We start from the raw sequence: 24888 nt of genomic DNA, 5'->3' as shown, positions 1-24888 counted from the left end.
TCATCGCGCGGCCCACAGCCTTCCCCAGGCGTTCCGAGCCCGTATCGGCCGGCAGCGGGAGCCCGTCTCCCCGTTCCGGCCCCCAGGTGTCCCCCGAGGTCCGCCGGTGTCCCCGGCCCGGCACTCCTTCGGACACTCCGTGCGAGGAACACGCGCACGGGGCCGGGGAGTCCGCCCGAGTACCGCCACCGCGCCGCCGAGCAGCACACCCACCGGACGGCAGCCCGTCCCCGACCGCTTGGAGTCGGACATGTCTCGGATCAACAAGCCGCTGCTGGGCCAGCGCGCGGCGATCATCCTGCTTCTCGGCGCGCTGACCGCGCTCGGCGCGGGCATCCTGGCCCATGCCGCCGACGGTGCTCCCGCCGGTGCCGCGCTGGCGGCCGGCACGGCCTTCGCCGGGTCGGTCCTCTTCTTCAACACGATCATCGGCTGAGACCGGCCGCCCGCAGCCGTCACCGCGACCACCCCCGCAGGGCGTCCGGGGTCTGCGGCAGACCATACGCCGAGGCCAGCCAGGGGCCGAGCTCCCCGGAAGCCCACACCGGACCGGCGCCGGGCAGTGTGCCGATCACCGCCCACTGCCACGGGGTGAGCCCCTCCGGATCGACCGAATCCACATCGCCGAGCGCGTCGGCGACCAGCCCGGCCGCGACCGCGGCGGCGTCCTCGGGCGCGCACCCGGCCGCGCCCAGCCGGGCGGCCACGGCGGAACGGGCCGTCTCCCGCCGCTCCCGGGGAAGGCGTCCCAGGGCGGCGGCGAGCAGACCGGCGGCGTCACCGTCGTGGAAGCGGGTCCGCCAGACCGCCTCGTACGCCTCGGGATCGAGGTGCGCGGCGGACAGTTCGTCCACCATGGCGGTGATCGCCGCGGGCGGGACGCCGGGGGCGGTGACACGGGAGAGGGCGACGGCCGCGGCCCAGCGGCCGGGGTCGGTCCGGTCGTCCAGCAGGCGCTCCAGGTCCGACCGGCCGGAGCGGTCGCCCGCCGCCCCGGCGAGCGCCCCGAGCGCGATCATCGCGGTGGTGCGCTCGCGGAGGGGCAGCTCACGGGCGAGGAGCCGGCGCAGTCCCGGGAGGGCGGCCGGCGCCTGTTCCGGGAGCCAGGCGAGGAGTTCGGCCGCCGCACCGGCGGCCGAGGGGTCGGCGGAATCCAGCAGCGGCACCACGGCCCCGCCCGCCCCGGCCGCGACCGCGCGGCGGACGGGACAGCCGGGGGCATCCGGCCCGGGCGGCAGGACCGCTCCGCCCCCGGAGTACGGCTCCACCAGCCGGGAGAGACATCCGAGGATCCGCCGGCGGTCGGGGGTGCCGCCGTCGCGGAGCAGCTCCAGCAGAAACGGCACGGCGTGCGCGGTCGCCGGCGAGGCACTTCCGTGGTGACACAGTTCGGTCTCCAGCCACTCCCACGCCCGGTGCCGGGGCTCCGCGTCGGGGGAGACCAGCGCCCGCAGCCGCGCCGGGACCTCCGCGGCCGGATCCCCGAAGCGCTCCGGCTCCGGCCGCTCCGGCTCCGCCATGGAGGACACTCCCGCGCCCATCGTCCGCCCGCCCCCAGTCGTCCCCGCGCCGCGCGGACCCCGTGCCCCGGCGGCGGTTGACGGCAGAAGGTACCAGCACCGCGTGCCGGGCGACGTACGCGTCCCCAGCCCCGCAGCCAGGTCACCGGCGGGGTCCGCCGAGGGCTCCCCCATCGCCTCCCGCACCCCTGGGTGACCCCCTGATCAGCGGTGATCATCATGGGTGCAGAATGCACGTATGCCGATAACGAACACCCCGAAAAGGGCAGAGATCGTCGACGCAGAACCGGTGAGCCGCACCCTGGCCGCCGCTTTCGACGATGACCCGATGACGCGCTGGTTCTTCCCGGACGACGCCACTCGCCCGGCATCGCTGATTCGCTACTTCACCACGCTCTTCACCCGGCAGTACGGCCTCCACGGCGTGTGCGAGCGCACCGACGCGGCGGCCTCCTTCTGGGTGTCGCCGGAGGGCAGGGACAAAGCCGTACCGGACGCGGAGACCATCGCGGAGCTCACCGACATCCTCGGCGAGCGCGCCCCGCTCTTCCGCGACGCCGTCGAACTGGCCGCCAAGCACTCCCCGACGGAGCCCCACTGGTACCTCGCGGTGATCGGCGCCGACCCGGCCGCCCAGGGCCGGGGCCACGGATCCGCCCTCCTCCGCTCGGGCCTGGCCAAGGCGGACGCGGCCGGCCTGCCCGTGTATCTGGAGTCCTCCAAGCCGGCCAACATCCCCGTGTACGAGCACTTCGGCTTCACCGTCCTCGGCGAGGTCGAACTGCCCGGCGGCGGCCCGGTCCTGTGGGCGATGCGCCGCGCACCCCGCCCGGACACCGGAGCCTGAGCCCCGCCCGGCGGAGCTGCCCCCGGTACCCCGCCGCAGTGCGGCGGAGTACCGGGGGCGGCGTCAGGCACCCGGGGGTGCCGGGAGGAGCCGGCCGGTGCGGCCGTCCGCGACGAGAGACCCGCTGGCGGCGCGGACGAAGATCCTCAGGTCCCCGGCGTCGGGGTCCCCGACGGAGAGCACCAGTTCGGGACGGTCCGCGGTCCCCGAGATCAGCCACTCGGCCCCGCTTCCGCAGCCCTTCACATCGAGGATCACCCGGTCCCGGTGGCCCGAGGTGTCGAGCGACCAGGTGCCGGTCCCGTCGCACGGCTCGCCGTCGATGGCGTCCGGTACGGCGGTGACGGCCGCCCGTCCGCCCCGGTCGAGGCGGACGACCGCCTCACCGGGCCCCTCCCACGCACCGGTGAGCCGCGCGGCGGTCGGCTCCGGCGGCTCGTACTCCCGCAGCACCCCCGTCGCGGTGGCGACCGCCATCACCCCGACCGCGGCCGGGACGAGCAGCGCCGACTGGGCGAAGGCATGGAACCAAATACTCCGCCCCGGGTACGGGGAGCCCCGCCGCGCCTCGCGGCGCCGGTAGTACGCGACGGCGAGGAGCGGGAGTACGGCTCCGGCCGCGATCCACGCCCAGGCGGCGGGGAATCCGGCACCGAGCAGGGCGCACGGCACGGCCCAGAGGGCACCGAGCGCCATGGCCGCGAGGACCCCCGGGCGCCATGCGGGTACGCCGTGGCGGCGGGCGGACCAGTCGGCGAACGCGACGGCCGGCAGGGGCAGGAGGACGGCCTGGAGCAGTCCGGCGGCGGCCACCGCCGGCGGTCCGAGCAGGAGGAGACAGAGCGGGCCGAGCACGGCGACGGGTCGGTCGTAGTCGTCGGTGACGGTCGCGCGCACGATGAACCAGACCGTGCCGGCGACCGCGAGCTGAACCGTGCACGCCGCCGCGGCGGCGGTGACATCACGCGGATGCCATCGCCAGGGGCTCGACGGGATGCCTGGGCCTGGGTCCGGGCCGCAACCGGCCTTGCTCTCCATGGTTTCACGGTAGAACAGCGCATATTTCCGGCGCGCTCCGGGGACATCCGGATACCAGAGCTTCCCCCTGACGCTCCGTCACCATAAATGGAGGGGTGCCGGGACACGCGGCGATGGCCGCCACCGCCGTCAGATATCTCCGCTCGACCGGCGACGCAGGTGACACCCAGGACACAGGTGACACCCGGGACACCGGAGCCACCCGGGCCGCCGCACCCCGCCCCGCCCGGCCGCTGCCGTCGGCCCACCGCGCGGAGAGACGGCCGCCGGCGCGGCGGGAACACGCACGGGCCCCGGACCGGGCGCGCCGCCTGCACGGCTCAGTCCCGTATCCCCGCCGGCGCCGGGACACCCGGCTTCGGGGACGGTGGCCGCGGAGTGTGCCGGATCACCAGTGCCAGCAGGGCCGCCACGGCGCAGAGCGCGCCCGATGCGTACCAGACCACGTCGTACGAGCCGAACACATCCCGCGCCCAGCCGCCCGCGAAGGCGACCACCGCCGCGCCCACCTGGTGGGAGGCGAGCACCCAGCCGAAGACGATGGCGCTGTCCTCGCCGTAGTGCTCCCGGCAGAGCGCGATCGTCGGCGGGACGGTCGCCACCCAGTCCAGGCCGTAGAAGACGATGAAGAAGATCATCGGCGGGTTCACGGTCGGGGCGAGCAGCATCGGCAGGAAGAGCAGGCTGATCCCCCGGAGCGCGTAGTACACCGCCAGCAGCCGCCGGGCGTCGAAGCGGTCGGTGAACCAGCCGGAGGCGATCGTGCCGATGACATCGAAGACACCGATCACCGCGAGCAGCGAGGCCGCCGCCGTGATCGCCATGCCGTGATCGTGCGCGGCGGGCACGAAATGCGTCTTCACCAGGCCGTTGGTGGAGGCTCCGCAGATCGCGAAGGTGCCCGCGAGCAGCCAGAACGGTCCGGTGCGGGCGGCCCGGAGAAGGACGGCCACCGCGCGGCGGGCGGCGCCCGGGACCGGGGACGGCCTGGGGGTGAACTCCGCCGCCCCGTACGCCGGGACGCCCACATCCGCCGGATGGTCGCGCAGCAGCAGCCAGACGAAGGGGACCACCGCCAGGGCGGCCAGCGCGACGGTGATCGCGGCCGGGCGCCAGCCGTGATCCTCCACCAGCCAGGAGAGCAGGGGGAGGAAGACCAGCTGCCCGGAGGCGCCGGCGGCGGTGAGTATGCCGGTGACCAGGCCGCGCCGCTTCACGAACCAGCGGTTGGTGACGGTCGCGGCGAAGGCGAGCGCCATCGAGCCGCTGCCGAGACCGACCAGCACACCCCAGTAGAGGATCAGCTGCCAGGGCTCGGTCATGACGACGGTGAGGCCGGCGCCGGCCGCGATCACCGTCAGGGCGGCGGCGACCACCCGGCGGATGCCGAACCGGTCCATCAGCGCGGCGGCGAAGGGCGCGGTCAGCCCGTAGAGCGCGAGGTTGACGGAGACGGCGAAGCCGATGGTGCCGCGCGACCAGTCGAACTCCCGGTGGAGCGGATCGATCAGCAGGCCGGGCAGTGAGGCGAAGCCGGCCGCTCCGATGATCGTCACAAAGGTGACGGCGGCGACGGACCAGGCACGGTGGATCCGGCCGGCGGGGCGGGGCGGACGGCCGGAGGCGGCCGGCGGGGCGGCGGGATGCGATGGGCGTGTCTCGGTCACAGGCACCAGCATCCGGGGGGCGATCCCGGCCAACGAGTGGCCGAAGGGACACCTTTCGCTAGGATCGGGCCATGGAGCGGACCACGGAACAGCCGGGACCGGACGCGAACACCGCCACGGACACCGACGCCGACGCCGACGGGCACACGGCCCCGGAGGGCCGCCGCCCGCACCGGATCGCCGTGCTCGCGCTCCCCGGGGTCATCCCCTTCGAACTCGGCATCCCCCACCGGATCTTCGGCCGCTCGCTCTCCGCCGCCGGCGAGCCGCTCTACACGGTCACCACCTGCACCCCCGTCCCCGGCCGGGTCCGCACCGACACCGACTTCGCGCTGCATGTGGAGCACGGACCCGACACTCTCGCCGAGGCCGACACGGTGATCGTCCCGGCCGCGTACGAGCCCGGCTCCGTCTTCCGCGAGGGACGGCTCCCGGACGATCTGGCCGAGGTCTTCGCGCTGATCCGGCCCGGCACCCGGCTGGCCTCCATCTGCACCGGTGTCTTCCATCTCGCCGCCGCCGGCCGTCTCGACGGGCGGCCCGCCACCACCCACTGGTCGTGGACGGAGCATTTCCAGCGGCTCTTCCCCTCCGTCCGGATCGATCCGGACGTGCTGTACGTCGACGACGGCGACGTACTGACCTCGGCGGGCGTGGCGGCCGGAATCGATCTCTGCATCCACATGGTCCGGCGGGACCACGGCTCGGCCGTCGCCAATGACGTGGCCCGGCGCAGTGTCGTACCGCCGCACCGGGACGGCGGGCAGGCGCAGTACATCCGGCGGCCCGTGCCGGAGCCGCAGATCGCGACCACGGGCACCGCGCGCGGCTGGGCGCTGGGACGGCTGCACGAGCCGATTCAACTCCGCGACCTCGCCGAACAGGAGTCGATGAGCGTACGGACCTTCACCCGGCGATTCCGGGACGAGGTCGGCGTCAGCCCCGGGCAGTGGCTCACCCAGCAGCGCGTGGAACGCGCTCGCCAGCTGCTGGAATCCACCGATCTGCCGGTGGAACAGGTCGCCCGGGACGCCGGATTCGGTACGGCGCAGTCGATGCGGCAGCACATGCAGACCGTGCTCGGAGTGCCCCCGACGGTCTACCGCCGCACCTTCCGCACCACCGGCAACCCCGGCCGGGTGACCGCCGCCACCGGCTGACGAGACCCCGCCCCGGGAGTCGTGACCTCAGGAGGGGACGGTCTGCCGGCCGGCCGGAGCCGGCACCGGAAGCGGTACGGGCGCGGGGGCGCCGGCCGCGGCGGGAGGAGACGGCGGCGGGAAGAGGCGGCGCTGCGCACCGGCGGCGCGGCGGGCCGCGCAGCGCAGATAGGCGATCTCCGGTACGCCCCGGTCCACTTCGCACCAGATGGACTTGCCGCGGCCCTCGCGCTTCCAGCCCCAGCGGTCGGCGAGGCCGTCCACCAGCTCCAGGCCACGGCCGTTGGTGTCGTCGCCGTCGGCATGCCGCGGGCTGGGCGGGAGTTCGGACGCGTCGGCGACCTCCACCCGTACCGTCCCCGCCTCCACGGCCCCCGCGCCGAACAGCATGCGCAGCACGGCCGGGCACCCGGTGTGCACCACCGCGTTGGTGACCAGCTCGGAAATCAGCAGGATCAGGGTCTCGGCGAGCGGCTCGTCATCCCCTATCCCGGACCCGGCCAGCCGGGACCTGGCCCATCTGCGGGCCCGTCCCACCTCTGCGGGATCCGGACCGACCTCCAACTGAACCTGGAGCACCTGCACCGCTCACACCATCCGAACCGGCGGACACAACGTCTCGCGCCTCGACTGGGTCTTCGACCTCGACCAGGTCACAGAATGTGACGTCCTTACGCGACAGCATGGTTGACGCGCATGCACCGCAACAAGCGCTTCGGGCATATTCCAGCGCGAAGGATTACCCATGGCGGATACTGTGCGACGCACGCTGTGGGGAGTCGAACAGAGCATCGTGAACCGGCTGGCCAGGGAACTCGGTACGACTCGCATCTGACGGAGCGTACCGGAGTCGAGCCCTCCGAAAGGGTCCCGGCCACTCTCCCGGGATCAGAACAAGGGCACGAAGGGGGAAGGGCGGTACACCGCGCGACCGCCGAATGGATAGGGCCGGTATCTACGCTGAGTGATGATCTCTCCGCCCGGCGGCACCCTTCCGGACCACCGGACCACTCACCCGGCCGACCGCCGGCCCTGTGCGCGCCGGCCCCGCGGCGCCCCTCTGACGCACCGTCAGTCTCGCCGGGACCGGGACGGACCGAGACGGCGGGCCCGGCGGTTGAGGCCGGGCCCGGGAGGCGGGGATGTTCAGGGGGATGACCGGGTGGGGGGTCGGATGGCTCAGGGGTGCTCGGGGGTCACGTAGTACGCGGCGAAACCGGCCAGGATGTCGTCCTCGCCGATCCGGCCGTTGGCGTCCGTGTCCAGGGCGCCGGCGACCCTGGCGGCCCGCTCGGGTTCCACGCCGAGGACCTTCAGCACGCGTTCGGCCGCCAATGGGGTCACCCCCCGGCCGTCCTCGTCGGCGATGGCGATCACCGCGTGCAGGAAGGGCCGGGCGATCTCGGCGAACCGCTGGGGACGGTCCCGGAGCCGCTTCACCGCACCGGTGATGAACTCCTGGCGGCTCACCCGCTGATCACCGTCGACATCGGCGATCCCCGCCATGCCCTGCCAGAACGCCTCGGCCCCGTAGTACAGGGCCTGGCCCTTCTCGCAGCGGGCGGTCGTGGAGAATTCGGCGAGGAGCTTGGCGGCCGCCCCGCTGAAGTCCTCACGGTCGATATAGCCGTTGCCGTCCTGGTCAAAGGCGGCGAACCGAGACGCGATCTTGCGCTCGTACTCTGCGCTGTCCATGGCGGGAGCGTACGAGACGCGATGGCTGACGCGTGCAAGTACCCGCCAATTCACCGGATCGCACCCGCGGGGGACACGGCGGACGGTATGGGCGGCACACCCGGCGCGACCTGCGGACACCGCGTCCCGGACGGACACGGCCACACTCGCAAGTGCGCCCGGTCACACGGCAGTTCGACCTGTCCGGACCGAGAGGCCCGCCCGGACCGGGACACCCGTCCGCCGGAGCGCTACGCGGAGAGCGGGGTGGCGTCCTCACCGGTCGCCGCGCCGGCGTCCTCGTACACCTCGAAGAGACGCCGCACACCCAGCGCGCCGAGCACCCGGTTCACATGCGAACCCTCCGCCGCCCCCTGCGCGGGCAGGATCAGCCGGAGTCCGCCGCCGCAGGAATGGAGCAGCCGCCGGGCGGCGATTAACACCCCGACACCGCTGGAATCGCAGAACCGCACACCGGAGAGATCGAGCACCACCTCCCGGCGCCCCGCCGCGACCGCCGCGTGCACCTGTCTGCGCACCTCGGACGAGGACACCAGGTCCAGTTCGCCGCGGATACGCAGCACGGTCCATCCGCCCCGCAGGGCGCCGTCCACTGTGAGTGCCACCACCGAACCTCCCGTTTGCGCGCCTCTTCCCTGTCGCACAGACGGGGAAACCCGATACCGGAAGCGGGTTCGCCGGCGGAGCGCCTCTTACCACGCGCGCCTTCCCCGGGGGGCGCACTTGAAGCAAAGGGGCGTGCGCCAGTGGCCGCGCACATTACATTCGAAGGAGGGGCCGGGTACGGAAAGGCACGGAAGCATCACGCAGGGGCACGACTTGGGGGCCGGATGGCAAGGGACACACCGCCGCGCTGGGACCGCAGGATGCAGCAGCGGCTGGCGCGGGGCGAGGCCGCCGCGCTCGGAGAGCTGTACGACAGGTTCGCCTCCATCGTGCACATGCTGGCCCACCGGGTGCTGGACGACGACGAGGCGGCGGACCTGGTGACCCGGGAGGTCTTCGGCTACATCTGGGAGAACCCCGACGCCTACGACCCCAAGGAGGGCTCACTCCGGTCCTGGGTCGCCAAGATCACCAACAGCCAGGCGGTGCACCGGCTGCGGATGACCGAGGCCGCGGCGCTCGCGGCCGGGCGCGGCTCGTCGGAGGAGGTCGAGCAGAAGGTGCGCCGGGCCGCCGTCGCCGCCCGCGCCGACTACATCGTGACCTCGATGCCCGCACCGCTGCGGGCCGCGCTGGAGCTCGCCTACCACCAGCGGCGGGACTACCGGCAGACCGCGAAGGACCTCGGGGTGAGCGAGGACGAGGCCCGGCGCCGGCTGCGGCTCGGCCTCCAGCTCCTCTCCACCGCGCACACCCGCCCGCTGGAGGGCTCCGCGCCGCCGGGATCCGGGCGTTCCCTGTGAACGGCCCACCGGATGGCTGCGGCGCCGGCCCGGATGCAGACGCAAACATCACCCCGGAATCCGGGCCCGTCGGCGAGGACGGCGAGGGGGAGGGACCGCCCTCCCACAAGGTCCTCAAATCCCTTCTCGGCGCGTGGGCGCTCTCCGCGTGTTCCGCCGAGGAGACCGAGGCGGTGGAGATCCATCTCGGCGACTGCGCGCCGTGCGCGGACGAGGCGCTGCGACTGCGGGACGCGGTGGCGCTGCTGCACACCGAGCGGAGTCTGGATCTCGACCCGCTGCTGCGGTTCCGGGTGCTGGAGAACTGCCTGGGCCGCAGACCGGCCCGGATCCCGGTGCCGGAGTGGGCCGCGCCCTATGACGCGGAGACGGCCCGGCTCGACGCCCTGCTGCGCGACTTCGGCACGGCGGAGTGGAACGCCCCGGTGCGGCTGCGGTGGTTCGAGAGCGAGGAGGAGAGCGTCCGGGAGACCACGGTCGCCGGGGTCATCGGCCATCTGCTGACCGTCGACGGCCTGGTGGCCGGATCACTCGGGCTGGACGACCCGCTGGGTCGGGACGCGCCGCGGGCACCGGCGGAGCGCACGGAGAAGTACTGGCGCTCGGAGGCCGGCACCGTCTCCAGCGAGGTGCACGGCCCCTGGCGGGACCAGAGCCACACCCTCATCCGCACGGTGTCGTTCGCGGGCCGTGGCGTGTCCGACCTCGCCGTCTCCTACGGTGATTTCGCCCTGCCGCTGCGGGACTCACTGCTCGACCGGGCTTTCGAGTGCTGGATGCACGCGGATGACATCGCGGACGCGGTGGACTATCCGTACGACCCGCCGCGCGGATCCCATATGCACCACATGGTCGACCTCGCGGCCCGGCTGCTGCCCGCCGCCCTCGCCGGGCGCCGCCGCACCGGGCTGGCCGGCCCTGCGAAGCATCTGGTCACGGCCGGTTCACCGGGCCGTTCGCTCCATCTGGAGATCGAGGGCGCGGGCGGCGGCGACTGGTACATCCCGCTCGACTCCCCCGCCGCCCTGGGATCGCCCGAGCTCTCCGTGGCACAGGTGGCGCTGGACCGGGTGGAGTTCTGCCGGCTGGTGGCGGGCCATGTGTCACCGCAGGAGGCCGCGGTGGGCCAGGACGGTGACCGGGAGGCGATCAGGGACGTGCTGTACGCGGCGGCCTCACTGAGCCGCATATAGGGCCGCGAACAGGTCCGCCGGGCGACCGGAACGGTCAGGCGAACACGACGGTCCGGCGGCCGTTGAGCAGGATGCGGTGTTCCGCGTGCCACTTCACCGCACGGGCCAGCGCCTGGCACTCCACATCCCGGCCGATCGCGACCAGCTGCTCCGGCGTGACCTGATGCCCCACCCGCTCGACCTCCTGCTCGATGATCGGGCCCTCGTCGAGGTCGGCCGTCACATAGTGCGCGGTGGCCCCGATGAGCTTCACACCCCGGGCGTGGGCCTGGTGGTAGGGCTTCGCGCCCTTGAAGCTCGGCAGGAAGGAGTGGTGGATGTTGATGATCCGGCCGCTGAGCTGCTTGCAGAGATCGTCCGAGAGCACCTGCATGTAGCGGGCCAGGACCACCAGCTCCACATTCTCCTCCCGCACCAGCTCCAGAAGCTGTGCCTCCGCCTCCGCCTTGTTCTCGCGGGTGACCGGAATGTGGTGGAAGGGAATGTTGTACGAGGAGACCAGCTCGGCGAAGTCCCGGTGATTGGAGACCACGGCGGCGATCTCGACCGGCAGCGCCCCGATGCTGGAGCGGAAGAGCAGGTCATTGAGGCAGTGACCGAACTTGCTGACCATGAGCACGATCCGCATCGGCTCCTCGGCCAGATGGATCTGCCAGTCCATCTGGAAGGAGTCCCCCACGGCCGCGAAGCTGGCCCGCAGCTTCTCCACGGTCACCGGCGCCTCGGCCGAGAAGTGGACGCGCATGAAGAACAGACCCGTGTCCCGGTCACCGAACTGCTGGCTGTCCTCGATGTTGCAGCCGGTGATGAAGAGGTAGCTCGACACGGCGTGGACGATGCCCTGCCTGTCCGGGCTGGCCAGCGTCAGGACGTACTGATCGGTCATCCTCGCAGGATGCCACACCGGCGCCCGCGGGCCGGATCGCGTCCGCCCACCGGATGACCGGGGCGGGAGGTCCGGCGAAGGGAACGTTCCGCCGGTCGGGTCAGGCGGACCGGGTCATGATCCGCAGCACATCCAGCGAGCGGGGCGGGGCGTCCGGGTCCTCGCCGTCGTTCAGCGCGAGGGTGGCATGCGCCTCCCGGCAGGCCCGTACCGCCTCCGGCCAGCCGTGGTGCTCCACATAGGAGACGACATCGGCGTCGGCGCCCACCTGGTGCATGATCCGCAGCACCCGGAGCACCGCGACATCCACCAGCGCGGCCTCATTGGAGTCGCGGAAGATGGTGCCGACGTACTTCTCGGCGGACCAGTTGTCCAGCCAGGTGTCCTCGACCAGCCGGTAGACGGCATCGGTCACATCCCCGTACCCCTCCCGGCGGGCGAGCCAGGTCTCCCGCTGGAAGACGGGGTCGGAGAGCATGTGCAGCGCGGAACGCACCTGAGTGCGCCAGCGCCACCACGGCATGTCATTGAGCGGCATACCGCCCATGGTGGATGAGCGACGGCCGCGACGGGAAGAGGGAGCCGGTCCTTGCTGCTGCACGCCGTCGATCGTACGTTCCCGGCCCGGACGGTGCGCGGGCCCCCCGTAATTCACCATCCGGTCACCCCGTGTTGAAGGGCGCACACTCCGCCGTTACCCCGCCGGCGGAAGGGTGGGGCCCCATGACCGACAGGCGACGCTCCACCACCACCCGCCCCCCGGGCACCCGGCGCAGGGGCCCGGCGGCCCTGCTGGCGGCCGGGGCGATGCTGGCCGCCGGCTGCGGGGTGGTCCCCGGCACCCCGGGGGAGGCCGGGCGGACCGTCACCGTGATGACCTTCGCGCCCGAGGGGACCGAGGCGACCAACATGCCCGGGATGCCGGCCATGGCCAAGGCGTACGCCCGCTGGATCAACGCGCGCGGCGGGGCCGGCGGACACCGGCTGCGGGTCATCACCTGCAACGAGAGGAACACCCCCCAGGGCGCCGCCGCCTGCGCCCGGCGCGCGGTCGACGAGAACGCCGTGGCCGTCGTCGGCTCCTACAGCCGCCACGGCAGGGACTTCATGCCCGTACTCGAAGGCGGCGAGATCCCCTTCATCGGCGGGTTCGGGATATCCGGGGCCGAGTTCACCGGCTATCTCTCCTACCCCGTCAACGGCGGCGAGGTCTCCCTCCTCGCCGGCCACGGCCTCCAGCTCGCCGATGTCTGCCGCCGGGTCGCCCTGGTGCGGCCCGACACCTTCGCCGGCACCTCGCTCCCCCGGCTGCTCGACGCGGGGCTCGCCGAGGGCGGCCGGAAGACCACGGACGTCCCGGCCGCCGAGGACGCCTCCGACTACGGCGCCCCGGCCGCCCGCGCCCGCCGCGAGGCCGGGAAGCCCGCCCCCAGCGGGCCGGAGCGCGGGAAGGAGTCGCGTCCCGGCTGTGTCACGGCCGCGCTCGGGGAGCGGACCGAGACCTTCTTCGACTCCTTCCGGCGGCTGCCCGACGCCGCCGGGGACGGCGTACGGGTGTCCTCCGTGCTCGGCAGCGTCGGCCAGTCCCTCATCGACCGCACCGGCGGGCGGAACGGCATCTTCGAGGGCGCCTTCCTCACCGGCTGGTACCCCGAGATCGCGGACACCCGCTGGGACGAGATGAAGCGGGTCGTGGACGAGCACGCCTTCGGCGACAACCGGATCGACCCCACCGACGCGGGCGTGCAGACCACCTGGATCGCCTACGGAGTACTGCGGACGGTCCTGGAGGAGCTGGACACCGGCGAGGTGACCCCGCAGAAGATCGCCCAGACCCTCAACAACGGCATACGGGTCACCACCGGCGGACTCACCCCCGAGCTCCGCTGGGGATACGACGACCTCCTCGGCATCCCCGGCTATCTCCGGATCGTCAACAGCCGGGTCACCTTCCAGATGGTGCGGGACGGGCGGCTGGTGGCGCAGCGGGAGGAGTTCGTGGACGTCGGCGACACCCTGCGGGAGTCCACGGTGCTCTGACGCCCCGGCGCTACAGCTGATCGCCGCCGCGCGCGGTCAGTCCGTACTTCGCCGCGATCGGGTTCCAGAGCCCGGACGCCTCCCGCTTGGCCTCCGTCGCCTCACCGCTCGCCCGGTTGCCCTGGACGGCGCGCCGGGTGGTGCGCGCCTGGCCGTCCCGGCAGCCCTTGCCCTTGCCGACCTGGTCCGCCCAGGCCGCGTAATGGTCGTCGGCCGCCGCGGACGCCTGCCACGCCTCATTGAGCGACTCGGTCAGATCCTCCTGCTCGGGCAGCTCGCCGATGTCCAGCCCGGCCAGCCGGGTGACCAGCCCGCGCCGCTGCTCGGCCGCGCCGCGCAGCTCGGCGGCGGCCTGCTCCAGATTCGCGCAGCGGCGGATGTCGCCGACCGAACGGACCACCGCGGAGCGGCTGTTGTTGCTGTCCGCGAGCAGCTTGTCCAGCGCCTCGGCCTGACTCCTGGCCGGGTCGTCCGCCGGCTTCTCGGCGGGCTTCTCCGCCGGCTTCTCCGCCGGCTTCTCTCCCGGCTCCTCCGGTGCGGCGGAGGGCGCGACCCGGACGGGCCCGCCGTCCGGGTCGCCCTCGTCCCCGCCGTAGATCAGCGCGCTGACCCCGAGCCCGAGCACCGCGCACCCGACCACCACGGCGGCGATGACCACCGGCCGGCCGGCCCCGCGCCGCCCACCCGCGCGGCGCGGCTCGCGCCGGTACGGATCCCGGGGCGGCTCGGCCGCCGCGGCGGCGGCCGAGGAGCTGCGGAAGAGGCTGTCGAACTCGGCGGGCGGGGGCCGTTCGCCGGGGATCCCGGCGGGGGCGGGGGGCACCGGGGGCAGGAACTGGGTGACGGGCTCCGGGGCGGGCGGGGTCCCGTGCGGGTTCCCGTGCCGGGGGATGGTCCCGAGGTACGTCGTGGACTCGGCCGGGCTCTCCGGCGGGAGGGGGCCCGGTCCGACCGGGGGTATCACCTGGGTCGCGTCCATCACGGGCGGGATCAGCTGGGTGGCGTCCGCGGAGCCGCCGGGCGGGACCGGGGGGATCACCTGTGTCGCGTCCATCCCCTGCGGGGGCGCGAGGTACTGGGGCGGCACGGCGTCCGGCAGCGGCTGCGACGGCAGCCGGGGCAGATCCGGAAAGGGAACCCCCCACCCCTGCGGGTGCCCGTCCGGGCCGGCCGCGTCGTACGTCGGGGGCCCGAACTCCCCGCCGGGCGGCGGCGGCACGGCACCGCCGTGCGGGGGCCGCGGGGCGGCGGGATGCGGCTCGTCACCCTGTCCGCTGTGCGTCACCAGGACTCCTCATGTGGACCAACGGGAACGTCGGTTCACGCTACCGGGTATGGCTGACTCGCGTGTCGCAGCCCGCGGCACGGCCACCTTCCCGGTCCTCCGCCCCGGCCCCGGACACGTCTGCCTCCGGCGGGGCGGGGTGTGGTGCACCCTCGCCCCGTGGTGCGGGTCCTTTCCCGGGGCTCCGGCGCGGCTGCCTCCGGCGGGGCGGAGTGTGGTGCGCCCTCGCCCCGGGGTGCGGGTGTCTTTCCGGGGCTCCGCCCCGGACCCGGCGCCTCAAACGCCGGCGAGGCTGAATTTTGCTTGCCCTCGTTCCCGGGTGCGGGTCGGTGCGTGGGCGGTGTGGCGTTCTCGCCCGTGTTGTTCGGGGTCCCGGAGTGCGGGTCCCTTCCCGGGGCTCCGCCCCGAGCCCGGCGCCTCAATCTCCCCCAGAGCTTCGCCTGGGAGGTACCCCCAGCGAGGCTTGGTTTTGCTCGCCCTTGTTCGCTGGTGCGGGTCGGTGCGTGGGCGGTGTGGCGTCCTCGCCCGTGTTGTTCGGGGTCCCGGGGTGTGGGGCTCTTCTTGTGCGCCTCGTGCCCTGTGTTGTTCGGGGTCTCGGGGTGCGGGCCTTCAGGCACCTTCGGCGCCTTGCGGTGCCTCGGGGTCTTGTTCCGTTCCCTCCCCTCCGGGGCGCGGGTACGGGGCGGGAGTGCTTGTGTCATGGCGGCCCGGGGGTCCTCCGGGCTCGACTCCTCAGAGCCGGCGGAAACCGGCCCGCTTGTCCTGTGCACCCGGGTCTTACCGCCGGCTCTTCCGGGGACGACCCTGCACACCCCCTCCACGAGCGTCGCCCGATAAGCGGCCCCCGATCGCAGCCATGCTTGTTCTGGTGCGGGAGCGCCCGCCCAGAAGCACCCGCCCACTCTGACGCCCATCACCCACTCACCCACGGGTGACCTTCCGGACCGGGGTTCCCGGCCTTGTGAAACCGACTCGGGACACACGGGCACCCTCGTCACTGTCATCACGCACTGGGCTTACGCGCGGAAGGGGGGACGCGCAGGAGCGGTACTGGGGCGTCAAGCGTGATTTGTGGCGCACAGGAGAAAGACCAAAACAAGGGCGGTACATGCGCCGTAAATCATGCAGCCCCAGTACCGAACCGGAGCGGCACCCAACCCGCACACACAAGACCCCCGCCCGGGCATACGGGCAACCCGCACACCCAAGCCCCGCCGAAGGCAGACGCGCCAACCCCGGGGCCGAGCCCCGGGCAAGAAGGCGGCCCGCCGTGCGGCCAGCACGGCGGGCCCCCGCGGCGGCGGATCAGGCCGCCTGCATCTCGACCCGCGCCCCGAACTCCCGCACCGCAGGCTCCTCCGCGAAGGGATCGAGCCGCTGCTGAAGGTCGTCCAGATACTCCGCGCCCCGGCTGGACCGCAGGCCCCCCAGCAGCTCCACCGCCCGAATCCCGGTGTGGCACGCCGCTTCCACCTCGCGCTGCTGGACCTGAGCCGTGGCCAGCAGGCAGAGCCCGATGGCCCGGCGCCTGGCCCGCGACTCGGGGTGGCCGTTCAGCGCGTCCTGCGCGTAGTGCGCCGCGGCCTCCGCCTGGCCGAGGTCGCGGTAGCAGTGGGCCAGTTCGTCGGCCAGATACGCCTGGTCGAAGTGGGAGATCCAGACCGGGTCGTCCCCGGCCGCCGGATCCGCCCGTTCCAGCGCGGTCAGCGCCTTGCCCGCCACGGTGTGGCAGGTGCGGGCGTCGCCGAGCAGCGCGTGGCCGCGGGCCTCGGCGGCCTGGAACATCGCCTCGACTCTGGGGGTGACCTGGCCCCGGGCTCCTTCCTGTGCGGCGCGTGCCAGTTGGGCGATTTCGCGCGGGTTGCCGAGCTGGGCGGCGAGGTGGCTCATGGAGGCGGCCAGGACATAGCCGCCGTAGCCCCGGTCGCCGGCCGCCTGGGCGAGCCGGAGCGCCTGGATGTAGTAGCGCTGGGCGAGTCCGGGCTGGCTGGTGTCGACGGCCATGTAGCCCGCGAGTTCGGTCAGCCGTGCGACGGCGGCGAAGAGTTCGCGGCCGACGGTCTCCCGGTAGGAGCCGGAGAGCAGGCCGGAGACGACGGAGTTGAGGTAGTGCACGACGACCGGGCGGACATGTCCGCTGCCGAAGCGGTGGTCGAGCTCGGTGAGGGCGGCGGTCATGGCCCGTACGGCCTCGACGTCCGAGGCGCCGACCCGGGCGCCCGCGGTGCGGGCCACCTGGGTGTCGGCGCCGGTGATGAGCCAGTCGCGGCTGGGTTCGACCAGCGCGGAGGCCGCGACCGAGGCGCCGGAGAGGAAGTCGCGGCGGCCGACATCGCTGCGCCAGAGCTCGCAGACCTGCTCGATCGCGCCGAGGACGGTGGGCGAGAACTGGAGGCCGACGCCGGAGGCGAGGTTCTTGCCGTTGGCCATGCCGATCTCGTCGATGGTGACGGTGCGGCCGAGTTTGCGGCCGAGCGCTTCGGCGATGATGCCGGGGGCCCGGCCGCGCGGCTGCTGGCCGCGCAGCCAGCGGGCCACGGATGTCTTGTCGTAGCGCAGGTCCAATCCCCGTTCCGCGCCGACCATGTTGACGCGTCGGGCGAGTCCGGCATTGGAGCACCCGGCTTCCTGGATGAGTGCCTGCAACCGTTCGTTCGGCTGTCGGGCGACGAGAGGTCTGGCTGCCATGAGTAACCCCCTGAGGCCGCGGCGATCCACGCGGGGATCTTTGCCCGGCTGATGTACGGAGAATGCGCAATGCATGGTTTTGGTCGAGATTTCCCGGAAGTCCCCCGACAGCCGGCGTATTCGCGCGCACCGGCCCCTGCCCGGCCCGCGCGTGCGTGCCGGATCGCGTCCGGCGCGTCGCCGGGAAACCCCCACCGGTTCCCCGGAGCGCGACGGCCGGGCGGGCCGTGCGGCAGTTCCGCGGGGCCGGCGGCCCCGCGTGAAGCCCTCCTGCGGCACTTGGGGGGAACCGGGAGGGACCGGCCGTACGAAGCCCATCCCGGGACGGGCGGCATCGGCCTCCCTTGCCAACCCAGGTACCCACCTCGCGGCCGGTCTCCACGCGCGCTCCCGTTCGTGCATCGATGCGCCCCATATGCGAGATCATGACCGGGGGCGGGCCGTAGGGCGCCCGTAACTCATGGTGACGGCGGGAGTTGAGTGGGTCGTGGAAGAGACCATCGCAGTGAGAGAAGCCGCGCAGATCCCCCAGCAGCGAGGGGAAGAGCTGCTGGATCATGCGGTTCGGTACGCGGAGGAGCGCCACTGGGACGTGTTTCCCGGGACCTGGCTGGAGGCGGCGGAGGGCCGGGATCTCTGCTCGTGCGGTGACGCGAATTGCGCGCTGCCGGGCGCGCATGCGGCCGGTTCCGACTGGTCGAGCCAGGCGACGGGCAGTGCCACCGCGACCCGCCGGATGTGGGGGAAGAATCCGAAGGCGTCGATCCTGCTTCCCACGGGCCGCACGTTCGACGCGCTCGATGTCCCGGAGTCGGCGGGTTTCCTGGCGCTGGCCCGGATGGAGCGGATGGAGCTGCCGCTGGGTCCGGTGACGCGTACGCCGGATCGCCGGATGCTGTTCTTCGTGCTGCCGGGTGCGGCGGCGAAGATTCCCGATCTGGTGCGCGGGCTGGGCTGGGTGCCGAGCAGCCTCGATCTGACGGCGCTGGGCGAGGGGCATTATGTGGCGGCCCCGCCGACGAGGATCGGCGGCCGGGGCGCGGTGCAGTGGGCCTGCCGGCCCACTTCTGCCAACCGGTGGCTGCCGGACGCGGTCGAGCTGGTCAGCCCGCTGGCGTACGCGTGCGGGCAGGAGGCGGCGGCGGCCCGGGCCCGGAGGGCGTAGCGGCTTCGTAAGGTGGTCCCATAACTGACCTGCGCATATCAAGAGTGATCAGGTCGAAGGGGACACCGAGAGGCAGGGCACATGCCGGACGACCGGGCGATAGGGGCCACGGCTGACGGGGCGGGCGGAGCGTCCATGCCGCCCGCTGTTCGCGTGGAGGGGCTGTGGAAGCGGTTCGGTGAGCAGATCGCCGTGTCCGGGATCGATCTGACTCTCCCCGCGGGCCGGTTCATCGGGCTGGTGGGCCCGAACGGCGCGGGGAAGACGACCACGCTCTCGATGGTGACCGGCCTGCTCCGGCCCGACATGGGGCGGGTGGAGGTCGCGGGCCACGATGTGTGGCGGGATCCGGTCGCCGTGAAGTCCAGGATCGGGGTGCTGCCGGAGGGGCTGCGGCTCTTCGAGCGGCTCTCCGGCCGGGAGCTGCTCGCCTACAGCGGGCGGCTCCGGGGCCTGCCCGGCGGGGAGGTCGACAAGCGGGCGGCGCAGCTGCTCGACGTGTTGGATCTGGCGGGTTCGCAGCACAAACTGGTGGTCGACTACTCGACCGGTATGCGGAAGAAGATCGGACTGGCGGCGGCGCTGCTGCACAACCCCGAAGTGCTCTTCCTGGACGAGCCGTTCGAGGGAGTCGACCCCGTGTCGGCGCAGACCATCCGGGGCGTGCTGGAGCGGTACACCGCGTCGGGCGCGACCGTGGTCTTCTCCAGCCATGTGATGGAGCTGGTGGAATCGCTCTGCGACTGGGTCGCGGTGATGGCCGCGGGCCGGATCCGCGCGCAGGGCCCGCTGGCCGAGGTGCGCGGCGACGCGCCGTCGCTGCAGAGCGCCTTTCTCGAACTGGTGGGCGCGCGGGGGCGGGACACCGGTGAGTCCCTGGACTGGCTCGGCGGCGCGGGCCCGGCCCGCGGCGAGGACCCGGCCGCGGACGCCGACGGCGGTGCGCGGTGAGTACGCCGGTGACCGGTACGGGCGGTACGGGCGGGGGCGGCGCGGACACCCTGACCACCGGCCGGCTCTCGGCCGTCTTCGTACGGCTGAAGCTCACCCTGCTCCGCAACGGCCTGCGCCAGTCGTCGACCCGGACCTTCGTCTATGTGGCCTCGCTGGTCCTGTCGTTGCTCTTCGCGGCTCTTCAGCTGCTCGGGCTGATTCTGCTGCGGGGCGACGAGGACGCGGCGTCCGTCGTCGTGCTGCTGGCCGGGGTGCTGGCCCTGGGCTGGGCGGTGGTACCGCTCTTCTTCGCCAGTGGTGACGAGACGCTGGACCCGAGCCGGCTGGTGATGCTGCCGCTGCGCCCGCGTCCGCTGGTCGCCGCGCTGCTGGCGGCGTCCCTGGTGGGTGTCGGGCCGGTTTTCTCGCTCTGTCTCGTGCTCGGTTCCGTCATCGCGGTCGCGCACGGCGGGTTCGCCGTGGCGGTCTCGGTGGTGGCGGTCCCGCTCACGCTGCTGGTCTGTGTCGCTCTGGCCCGGGCGGTCGCGACGGCCAACACCCGGCTGCTCACCTCCCGCAAGGGCCGTGATCTGGCGCTGCTGAGCGGGCTGCTGATCGCGGTCGGCATTCAGATCGTCAATTTCGGTGCGCAGCGGATCAGCCGGTCGGGCGGGCTGTCGGCGCTGGAACCCGCGGCGGAGATCGTCCGCTGGCTGCCGCCCGCCGCCGCGCTCGGCGCGGTCGACTCGGCGAGCGACGGCGCGCATCTCACCGCGATCGGCCAGCTCGCGCTGACCGCCGCGGCCCTGTGGGCGCTGCTGTGGTCCTGGCAGCGCAGTCTCACCACCCTGATGACCCGGCCCGACGGCTCCACGCTGGGCGCGGCACCGGAGTCCGGCGGCGCCAGGGCGTCGGGCGGGCGGCTGCACCGGCTGCTGCCGGACGGGCGCACCGGCGCGGTGATGCTGCGGAGCCTGCGCTATGTGTGGCGGGAGCCGAAGACCCGGGCGTCGTGGGTGGCCTCGCTGGCGATCGGTCTCATCCTGCCGGTCTTCAACGCCCTGCAGGGAAGCGGGTCGGTCTACTTCGCCTGCTTCGCCGCGGGGATGCTCGGCATGCAGATGTACAACCAGTTCGGGCAGGACTCGTCGGCCTTCTGGATGGTGGCGCAGACTCTGTCCACGACCCGGGACGCCCGTGCGGAGCTGCGGGCTCGGGCGCTGGCGCTGCTGGTGATCACGCTGCCGTATGTGGTGCTGACGACCGTGGTGGTGACGGCCTGGCTGGACGAGTGGCGGTATCTGCCGTCCGCGCTCGGGGTGTCCTTCGCGGTGCTCGGGGCGATGCTGGCCACGGGTGCGCTCTCCTCGGCGCGCTTCCCGTACTCGATCCCGCAGGACAGCGCGAAGAACGCGGCCCCCGGGCAGGTGGGTCTCGCCTGGATGTCGGTCTTCGGCGGGCTGTTCCTCGGACTGGCGCTGACCGTGCCGGTGACCGGCACGGTGGTGTGGATGCATCTCTCCGGCGAGCACGGCCTGCTGTGGCTGATGCTGCCCGCCGGCGCGGTGTACGGGGCGCTGCTGGCCTGGGCCGGGATCCGGCTCGCGGCTCCGGCGGTGGCGAAGCGTCTGCCGGAGATCCTGACGGCGGTCAGCAGGGGCTGACCGGGGCGGGCGGATCTCTTTTCCCGGGTCCCGGGGCCGGCCCGGCCCCGGGACCCGTTCCGTCCCCTTTCGCACAGGCACTCGGAGATACCTGATCAATGTGCTTCTTCGGCCGCGCTTGCGCGAGACTCCCCAGCGCCATCGCCGGCGCGGTCCGCGCCGGCGGGGCGAGGCGAAGGAGTTCTGTGATGCGTTCCGGACGTTCCGCGCGGTTCAGCCGTTCCGTGCGCGGCACGATCGCCGCCGGTGCCGCGGTGGCGGCACTGGCCGGCGCGATGGCGGGTACGGCGGAGGCGGGCGCGCTCCCGCCGGGGTACGGGGCCGGGTGGGATCCCTCCGCGCTCGTGCTGAGCATGGCGTACCGTACGCCGCCGGCCTCCGGGGCGGGGGTGCGTACGGCCACCCTGAACTGCGCCCCGGCCCCCGGGGGCACTCACCCCCGGCCCGCGGTGGCCTGTGCGGAACTGCGTTCGGCCGGCGGCGACTTCACCGCCCTGCCGTCGGCGCTGCCGTACACCACCTGCACCCGGGAGTGGAATCCGGTCACCGTGACCGCGAACGGGGTGTGGGAGGGCAGGCGGGTCGACTGGTCGGCGCGTTTCAACAATGGCTGCGAGATGGTGGCGAGCCTGGGCGGCGAGACGGTCTTCCCGCTCTGAGGTGCCGCTCGGGCCCGGCGGGGCGGGGGCGGGGGGCGGCGCTACTCGCGGCGGAGGGCGGCGGCCAGGACCTCGTCCAGGAAGGGTTCGGCCACCGCGCGCAGGCTCTCCGGCCGGACGTGGTGGAGCAGATGGCCGGCGTCGGCTATCTCCGCGTACCGGCCGCGGGGCAGGACCCGGACCATCTCCTGGGCCTCGGCCCGGCCGAGCTCGCCGTCGAGCCCCCGGACCACCAGGGTGGGGCAGCGGACCCGGGCGAGCTCGTCCCAGTGGGCGTCATGGGCCCAGCCCTCGCGGATGGCGAGCATCTGGCGGCGGGAGAAGACGGGCCGCCAGCCGTCCGGGTGCTCGGTCATGACCTCGGCGAAGAAGTCGCCGCGGGCCGGGTCGGGGCGCTCCAGCCAGGGATCGTCCGCGCCGAACCAGGCGCGGACCTCCGCGAGGGAGCCGAAGGGGAGCGGCCAGGCGGCGAACCACTCGGCCCAGCGGCGCTGGGACGCCGCGCCGGGGGCGGCCCGCATGTCGCAGATGATCAGCGCCCGGACCAGATCGGGCCGCCGGGCGGCCAGCTGCCATGCGGTGAGCGCGCCCATCGCATGGCCGATGAGGGTCACCGGGGCGAGGCCGAGCTCCTCGATGACCGCTTCGGCGTCACCGGTGTACGCCTCGCGGCCGAAGGGCCCGCCGGGGGGCTTGCCGCTCTCGCCGTGGCCGCGCTGGTCCAGGGCGACCACGCGGTGCCGCTCGGCCAGCCAGCGGGCCGTGGCGGCCCAGTGGGAGGCGCGGCCCATCAGTCCGTGCAGCAGTAACGCGCCCGGGGCGGGCTCCCGTCTCTCCCCGGCTTCCCCGGTGTCCTCCGGGGAGTGGCCGGGATCGGCCCGGGTCTCCCGGGCTCCCCGGGTCTGTTCGGTGAACTCCCAGGCCGCCAGGCACACGCCATCGGCCCTGGTCACATCGATGCGCCGCACCATCAGCCGGCACCCCTCTCCCTCTTCGACCGGCCCCCGCCGAACACCCACAGCTTATCGAACTCGTATTCGAAAACCGGGCTCCGGCCCGCAACACCCCTCGTTCGAGTGACCCTCCGTGAGGAATGACTCACGCCGCCGGGGGGAGATCTTCAGCGGGAGGCGGATCGCTCGGGGAAGACGGTCCGAGGGGATTGACCCTGGGAGCTCGGGGCTCCGGGTCAGCGCAGGGGAGGGCAGGCCCCGGCGTCCGCGGACGCCGGGGCACTCCTGTGTCCCGGGCGGCGCGGCACATATCCGGAACCGGCCCCGGGACACCGGGCGAACGGATTCGGCCGGGCCGGCGGCCCTCTGGGCTCCCGCGGCCGTCACCGGAGGCGTCCGGAACCCCCGCGGGGCGGCGGACCACGCGGGTCTTGAAGGGTGTGCCGCCGGCCCGGCGGCGCGCTCCGGGCCGGCGCGGGGCCTGGGGGTCGCCGTGAGGCTCCCGCGCGGTGTTCCGGGGCGCGGAGCCCCTACGGGTATTGGGTCGGCAAAGGGGCTCCGGATATACCGGGCACACCGGCCGCGCCCTGGAATACCCGGGGCGTACGACGGGCGCATCACGCTGTCCCCTCCCCGGCGGAACGCCATATGGCTCAGCCCAGCGTGGCACGCGATTCCCCCCGAGCGCTGCGATTTCGGACGGAAATCGCCGGCGCCGGGCGGGTGATAACACCCGCCGATGGATTCCGGTTGGAGCGGACGAACCGATTCCCCACCCGTGCGCGATGACGTCGGCGCCCGCTTCGGGAATCCCGGAACGGGCCGTGCGGAGGGGAACCCGGAACCGGCGGGCGCGGGCGGCAGGCCGTACCCGCCCCGCGGGGACGGGGGCCGGCCGGATCGCCGGGGATGGCGGGCGACAGGCCGGGCGGGGCACACGGGGTGTCCGTGCGGCCCGCCGTCGAGCGGAGCCGATGAGCCGGTGAGGCGGGAAAGCGGAATCCCGGCACGGTCCGGCGGCGACGGTGGCGGAAGCACCGCGGGCCCGGTGGGGCCCGGTGCGTCCCGGCGGGTCCCCGGTGGGGACGGACATCCCGGCCGGACCGGAGGGCGGAGGGAAGGGAGTGGGAAAGCACCCGACAGAAACCGGAAGGAAACCCGCCGGGGATGTCCCGGCTCCGGGCGGCCTTCGGGGCGCCGGCGGGGGCCCGGGTTCCCTCAGAGGCGGCACACCCCCGAGGGAACCCGTCCGTCAGCGCTTGGCGACGAAGACATGGGACGCCACATCGGCCTCCAGCTCCGCGGCCTCTCCGCTGCTGCCCACCAGGACTCCGCCCGGGGACTCGGTCACACTGACCACCGAGCCGGGCTGCACGCCCGCCCTCCGCAGGGTGTACATCAGCTGGGCGTCGGTCTGGATCGGCTCGCCGATCCGCCGGACCACCACGGTCTTGCCCTCGGCCCCCGGGTCGAGATCGGCCAGCGAGACCATGTTCTCGTCCAGGAAGGGATCGGCCTCGGCCTTCTCCCCCAGCTCCTCAAGGCCCGGGATGGGGTTTCCGTACGGCGACTCGGTGGGATGACGCAGCAGCTCCAGCACGCGCCGCTCCACCGCCTCGCTCATCACGTGCTCCCAGCGGCAGGCCTCCGCGTGGACCTGCTCCCACTCCAGGCCGATCACATCGACCAGGAGGCACTCGGCGAGCCGGTGCTTGCGCATCACGCGCGTGGCCAGCCGCCTGCCCTCCTCGGTCAGTTCCAGGTGGCGGTCCCCCGCGACCGTCACCAAGCCGTCCCGCTCCATGCGGGCCACGGTCTGGCTGACCGTGGGACCGCTCTGGTCGAGCCGCTCGGCGATACGGGCGCGCATAGGCACCACACCTTCCTCTTCCAGTTCGAGGATGGTGCGGAGATACATCTCCGTTGTGTCGATCAATCCGGACATACGTGCCCCTCGATGAAATCGTGCGCTGCGGCCCCGAAACTCAATTCTTACGCATCCCGCTGACAACCGTGCCGCGCCGTGAGAAGCGGGGTCCCCGAGGCTGATGCCGGAGGCTGTATTGACAGAGCAATGGTCCAGACC

Annotated in this window: 22 protein-coding genes; 10 read left to right on the top strand and 12 right to left on the bottom strand. The window is 73.2% G+C overall.

Annotated elements, in window-relative coordinates:
• The first annotated feature begins 250 nt into the window (after nucleotides 1-250).
• Entirely contained in the window at nucleotides 251-436 is a 186-nt protein-coding gene (locus AAFN69_RS33305; protein WP_347732657.1) for a hypothetical protein, read from the top strand.
• Nucleotides 437-455: 19 nt separating this feature from the next.
• Here AAFN69_RS33305 and AAFN69_RS33300 read toward each other — a convergent pair whose 3' ends face one another.
• Nucleotides 456-1520 carry a hypothetical protein gene (locus tag AAFN69_RS33300; RefSeq protein WP_347732656.1) on the bottom strand — a complete coding sequence of 355 codons (1065 nt, stop codon included), beginning with the start codon at nucleotides 1518-1520 and terminating at the stop codon, nucleotides 456-458.
• A 238-nt stretch (nucleotides 1521-1758) separates the two neighbouring features.
• Between AAFN69_RS33300 and AAFN69_RS33295 the strand changes: the two genes are divergently transcribed.
• The gene (locus AAFN69_RS33295; protein ID WP_347732655.1) at nucleotides 1759-2367 is read left to right on the top strand and encodes a GNAT family N-acetyltransferase; all 609 of its coding nucleotides are present in this window, start codon (nucleotides 1759-1761) and stop codon (nucleotides 2365-2367) included.
• Between the two features lie 63 nt (nucleotides 2368-2430).
• Here AAFN69_RS33295 and AAFN69_RS33290 read toward each other — a convergent pair whose 3' ends face one another.
• Both AAFN69_RS33290 and AAFN69_RS33285 read right to left on the bottom strand, forming a co-directional pair.
• Nucleotides 2431-3405 (bottom strand): hypothetical protein, encoded by a 975-nt coding sequence (locus AAFN69_RS33290; protein ID WP_347732653.1) that lies wholly within the window; start codon nucleotides 3403-3405, stop codon nucleotides 2431-2433.
• Nucleotides 3406-3725: 320 nt separating this feature from the next.
• Complete coding sequence (locus tag AAFN69_RS33285) at nucleotides 3726-5072, bottom strand: MFS transporter (protein ID WP_347732652.1); 1347 nt, start codon at nucleotides 5070-5072, stop codon at nucleotides 3726-3728.
• A gap of 71 nt (nucleotides 5073-5143) precedes the next feature.
• On the opposite strand from AAFN69_RS33285, the gene AAFN69_RS33280 reads away from it, so the two are divergent.
• Nucleotides 5144-6232: a helix-turn-helix domain-containing protein gene (locus AAFN69_RS33280; protein WP_347732651.1), complete on the top strand. Its 1089-nt coding sequence runs from the start codon at nucleotides 5144-5146 to the stop codon at nucleotides 6230-6232.
• A gap of 27 nt (nucleotides 6233-6259) precedes the next feature.
• Here AAFN69_RS33280 and AAFN69_RS33275 read toward each other — a convergent pair whose 3' ends face one another.
• The 3 genes from AAFN69_RS33275 to AAFN69_RS33265 all read right to left on the bottom strand — a co-directional run bounded on the left by AAFN69_RS33275 (nucleotide 6260) and on the right by AAFN69_RS33265 (nucleotide 8532).
• Nucleotides 6260-6817: an ATP-binding protein gene (locus tag AAFN69_RS33275; RefSeq protein ID WP_347732650.1), complete on the bottom strand. Its 558-nt coding sequence runs from the start codon at nucleotides 6815-6817 to the stop codon at nucleotides 6260-6262.
• Between the two features lie 594 nt (nucleotides 6818-7411).
• Nucleotides 7412-7927 carry an EF-hand domain-containing protein gene (locus tag AAFN69_RS33270; RefSeq protein WP_347732649.1) on the bottom strand — a complete coding sequence of 172 codons (516 nt, stop codon included), beginning with the start codon at nucleotides 7925-7927 and terminating at the stop codon, nucleotides 7412-7414.
• Between the two features lie 230 nt (nucleotides 7928-8157).
• Nucleotides 8158-8532: an STAS domain-containing protein gene (locus tag AAFN69_RS33265; RefSeq protein ID WP_347732675.1), complete on the bottom strand. Its 375-nt coding sequence runs from the start codon at nucleotides 8530-8532 to the stop codon at nucleotides 8158-8160.
• 225 nt (nucleotides 8533-8757) lie between these two features.
• Between AAFN69_RS33265 and AAFN69_RS33260 the strand changes: the two genes are divergently transcribed.
• Both AAFN69_RS33260 and AAFN69_RS33255 read left to right on the top strand, forming a co-directional pair.
• Nucleotides 8758-9336, top strand: a complete 579-nt coding sequence (locus tag AAFN69_RS33260) for a sigma-70 family RNA polymerase sigma factor (protein ID WP_347732648.1) — start codon at nucleotides 8758-8760, stop codon at nucleotides 9334-9336.
• Nucleotides 9333-10529 (top strand): maleylpyruvate isomerase N-terminal domain-containing protein, encoded by a 1197-nt coding sequence (locus AAFN69_RS33255; RefSeq protein ID WP_347732646.1) that lies wholly within the window; start codon nucleotides 9333-9335, stop codon nucleotides 10527-10529. Before AAFN69_RS33260 ends, AAFN69_RS33255 begins: the two co-directional genes overlap by 4 nt.
• A 34-nt stretch (nucleotides 10530-10563) precedes the next feature.
• Here AAFN69_RS33255 and purU read toward each other — a convergent pair whose 3' ends face one another.
• Both purU and AAFN69_RS33245 read right to left on the bottom strand, forming a co-directional pair.
• Nucleotides 10564-11415, bottom strand: a complete 852-nt coding sequence (gene purU, locus AAFN69_RS33250) for a formyltetrahydrofolate deformylase (protein WP_347732645.1) — start codon at nucleotides 11413-11415, stop codon at nucleotides 10564-10566.
• Nucleotides 11416-11515: 100 nt separating this feature from the next.
• Nucleotides 11516-11953 carry a hypothetical protein gene (locus AAFN69_RS33245; RefSeq protein WP_347732644.1) on the bottom strand — a complete coding sequence of 146 codons (438 nt, stop codon included), beginning with the start codon at nucleotides 11951-11953 and terminating at the stop codon, nucleotides 11516-11518.
• Between the two features lie 185 nt (nucleotides 11954-12138).
• Between AAFN69_RS33245 and AAFN69_RS33240 the strand changes: the two genes are divergently transcribed.
• Complete coding sequence (locus tag AAFN69_RS33240) at nucleotides 12139-13455, top strand: ABC transporter substrate-binding protein (protein ID WP_347732643.1); 1317 nt, start codon at nucleotides 12139-12141, stop codon at nucleotides 13453-13455.
• 10 nt (nucleotides 13456-13465) lie between these two features.
• Here AAFN69_RS33240 and AAFN69_RS33235 read toward each other — a convergent pair whose 3' ends face one another.
• Nucleotides 13466-14740 carry a hypothetical protein gene (locus AAFN69_RS33235; RefSeq protein ID WP_347732642.1) on the bottom strand — a complete coding sequence of 425 codons (1275 nt, stop codon included), beginning with the start codon at nucleotides 14738-14740 and terminating at the stop codon, nucleotides 13466-13468.
• A 1305-nt stretch (nucleotides 14741-16045) separates the two neighbouring features.
• The gene (locus AAFN69_RS33230; protein WP_347732641.1) at nucleotides 16046-17428 is read right to left on the bottom strand and encodes a transcriptional regulator; all 1383 of its coding nucleotides are present in this window, start codon (nucleotides 17426-17428) and stop codon (nucleotides 16046-16048) included.
• Between the two features lie 460 nt (nucleotides 17429-17888).
• Between AAFN69_RS33230 and AAFN69_RS33225 the strand changes: the two genes are divergently transcribed.
• From AAFN69_RS33225 to AAFN69_RS33210, 4 genes are all read left to right on the top strand, one after another.
• Nucleotides 17889-18593 carry a bifunctional DNA primase/polymerase gene (locus AAFN69_RS33225; RefSeq protein WP_347732640.1) on the top strand — a complete coding sequence of 235 codons (705 nt, stop codon included), beginning with the start codon at nucleotides 17889-17891 and terminating at the stop codon, nucleotides 18591-18593.
• 81 nt (nucleotides 18594-18674) lie between these two features.
• Nucleotides 18675-19544, top strand: coding sequence for an ABC transporter ATP-binding protein (locus AAFN69_RS33220; RefSeq protein ID WP_347732639.1), 870 nt, complete (start codon nucleotides 18675-18677; stop codon nucleotides 19542-19544).
• 50 nt (nucleotides 19545-19594) lie between these two features.
• Nucleotides 19595-21190 (top strand): transporter, encoded by a 1596-nt coding sequence (locus AAFN69_RS33215; RefSeq protein WP_347732674.1) that lies wholly within the window; start codon nucleotides 19595-19597, stop codon nucleotides 21188-21190.
• Nucleotides 21191-21378: 188 nt separating this feature from the next.
• Nucleotides 21379-21849, top strand: a complete 471-nt coding sequence (locus AAFN69_RS33210) for a subtilase-type protease inhibitor (RefSeq protein ID WP_347732638.1) — start codon at nucleotides 21379-21381, stop codon at nucleotides 21847-21849.
• A 41-nt stretch (nucleotides 21850-21890) separates the two neighbouring features.
• On the opposite strand, the gene AAFN69_RS33205 is transcribed toward AAFN69_RS33210, so the two are convergent.
• Nucleotides 21891-22820 carry an alpha/beta hydrolase gene (locus AAFN69_RS33205; RefSeq protein WP_347732637.1) on the bottom strand — a complete coding sequence of 310 codons (930 nt, stop codon included), beginning with the start codon at nucleotides 22818-22820 and terminating at the stop codon, nucleotides 21891-21893.
• Nucleotides 22821-24054: 1234 nt separating this feature from the next.
• Complete coding sequence (locus AAFN69_RS33200) at nucleotides 24055-24747, bottom strand: metal-dependent transcriptional regulator (protein WP_347732636.1); 693 nt, start codon at nucleotides 24745-24747, stop codon at nucleotides 24055-24057.
• Between the last annotated feature and the right edge of the window lie 141 nt (nucleotides 24748-24888).

Source organism: Streptomyces sp. CAU 1734 (assembly GCF_039888735.1).
Classification (GTDB): domain Bacteria; phylum Actinomycetota; class Actinomycetes; order Streptomycetales; family Streptomycetaceae; genus Streptomyces.
This window is presented reverse-complemented; position numbering and strand designations above follow the sequence as displayed.

Bases quoted from the DNA above. Each gene is read 5' to 3' on its own strand.
- AAFN69_RS33220 (WP_347732639.1), top strand. From the start codon at position 18,675: ATGCCGGACGACCGGGCGATAGGGGCCACGGCTGACGGGGCGGGCGGA.
- AAFN69_RS33245 (WP_347732644.1), bottom strand. From the start codon at position 11,953: ATGCCGCTCAATGACATGCCGTGGTGGCGCTGGCGCACTCAGGTGCGT.
- AAFN69_RS33230 (WP_347732641.1), bottom strand. From the start codon at position 17,428: ATGGCAGCCAGACCTCTCGTCGCCCGACAGCCGAACGAACGGTTGCAG.
- AAFN69_RS33300 (WP_347732656.1), bottom strand. From the start codon at position 1,520: ATGGCGGAGCCGGAGCGGCCGGAGCCGGAGCGCTTCGGGGATCCGGCC.
- AAFN69_RS33240 (WP_347732643.1), top strand. From the start codon at position 12,139: ATGACCGACAGGCGACGCTCCACCACCACCCGCCCCCCGGGCACCCGG.
- AAFN69_RS33290 (WP_347732653.1), bottom strand. From the start codon at position 3,405: ATGGAGAGCAAGGCCGGTTGCGGCCCGGACCCAGGCCCAGGCATCCCG.
- AAFN69_RS33225 (WP_347732640.1), top strand. From the start codon at position 17,889: ATGGTGACGGCGGGAGTTGAGTGGGTCGTGGAAGAGACCATCGCAGTG.
- AAFN69_RS33305 (WP_347732657.1), top strand. From the start codon at position 251: ATGTCTCGGATCAACAAGCCGCTGCTGGGCCAGCGCGCGGCGATCATC.
- AAFN69_RS33295 (WP_347732655.1), top strand. From the start codon at position 1,759: ATGCCGATAACGAACACCCCGAAAAGGGCAGAGATCGTCGACGCAGAA.
- AAFN69_RS33210 (WP_347732638.1), top strand. From the start codon at position 21,379: ATGCGTTCCGGACGTTCCGCGCGGTTCAGCCGTTCCGTGCGCGGCACG.
- AAFN69_RS33280 (WP_347732651.1), top strand. From the start codon at position 5,144: ATGGAGCGGACCACGGAACAGCCGGGACCGGACGCGAACACCGCCACG.
- AAFN69_RS33260 (WP_347732648.1), top strand. From the start codon at position 8,758: ATGGCAAGGGACACACCGCCGCGCTGGGACCGCAGGATGCAGCAGCGG.
- AAFN69_RS33205 (WP_347732637.1), bottom strand. From the start codon at position 22,820: ATGGTGCGGCGCATCGATGTGACCAGGGCCGATGGCGTGTGCCTGGCG.
- purU (WP_347732645.1), bottom strand. From the start codon at position 11,415: ATGACCGATCAGTACGTCCTGACGCTGGCCAGCCCGGACAGGCAGGGC.
- AAFN69_RS33270 (WP_347732649.1), bottom strand. From the start codon at position 7,927: ATGGACAGCGCAGAGTACGAGCGCAAGATCGCGTCTCGGTTCGCCGCC.
- AAFN69_RS33200 (WP_347732636.1), bottom strand. From the start codon at position 24,747: ATGTCCGGATTGATCGACACAACGGAGATGTATCTCCGCACCATCCTC.